Below are 1,190 nucleotides of genomic sequence, written 5' to 3'. Positions count from 1 at the left end.
GGGCCATTGGCGGGTCCAGTGGCGGCATCACCCCACCGCCGCCCGTGCCAACGGGGTCAAGGGGTTTGGGCGGCTTGTCGTCGCCAGCTGCAGCCCCTGCAGGAGCGTCATCCGCCTGAGCCGCCGAGGCGGGCAAAGGCTGCGCGCGTCCGAAGAACGCAAGCACGTCCTCTGCTGTCCAACCGTCCACGACAATCGCATCCTTGCAGTCCCAGCCGCTCACCTTCTCGCCCGGCTTGGGGATAGGGAGCAGTTGCACCGTGCATGCGTGTTCATCCCGCAGGATCTGGCCGATGCCCAGCATGGCTTTCATGCCCGGCTGCTTTTCCTCGGGGAGCAGGGCCTTGCGGGCCTGCAGAGCCTCCTTTGCAGCGTTGTCATCCTTGACGCTCTCCTGCTCGGCCCGCATCAACCGCTCGCGCTGCGCATCACAGTCCGGCCACAGCAGCACCGTGCACCCGGCAAGCCAGACCCACAGGGCCTTCTGCCAGGCCTTGCTGCCACCGGGCCAACTGGCAACGCAATAGATGCCCGGTGCGGTCTGATCGAGCAGCTGCTGCAGCACTTCGGCCTTGACCTCGCCCTCCACCAGTACCACCGTGCGCCCGCCTGGCAGCGCATGCCCCGGCAGGTACAGCGGCCGAGGCTCGTCCCACTGCTTCCATTTCCACTGCCCAGCACCATCGCGTGCGGACTGACAGAACGTATAGGGGAGCGTGTCCTTGCCGCCATCGCTGGCCATGAACCGCGCGACATAGCCGTGACGCTCATCGCCGAGCCGGTAATCGGCTACATGCACCAGGTCGTCTGCTTGGCGGTGGTAGTGCTGGAACGTTGCCGCCGGCGCATAAGCGGGCACGGGCACCACAGTGCTCCATCCCTCTTGCTCCTTCTGGGGCTTAGGTGCCGGCTGCGGCCGGGGATTCACAGCAGGCACAACCGCTGCCCCTGCAGCCGTCTTGACCAACCCCGCGATACTCTCAAGCCGCTCCTCACGCGCCACCTGCACCGCCGCCTTGGCGTTGCTCAGGCCATGGATTGCCGCATAGAGGCTGATGAGATCTCGGCCCTGCTCATCGGATGCGGCGAAGTCCGCCCATTGCCCGGTAATGAGATTGACGCTGCAGCTGTCGCCCCGGCCTCCGCTCAGGTCCGCGCATTTGTACTCATGCCCGAGCACGGCACCGCCT

The 1,190-nt window shown here is 66.3% G+C and carries 1 pseudogene; it reads right to left on the bottom strand.

Annotated elements, in window-relative coordinates:
* A pseudogene (locus DTS01S_RS31015) lies at positions 1 to 1,190 on the bottom strand (VapE domain-containing protein); the annotation flags it as partial.

Source organism: Delftia tsuruhatensis NBRC 16741 (genome assembly GCF_001571325.1).
Lineage (GTDB): Bacteria > Pseudomonadota > Gammaproteobacteria > Burkholderiales > Burkholderiaceae_C > Comamonas > Comamonas tsuruhatensis.
Note: the sequence above shows the minus strand (reverse complement) of the source record. Positions and strands in the feature narration are given on the sequence as shown.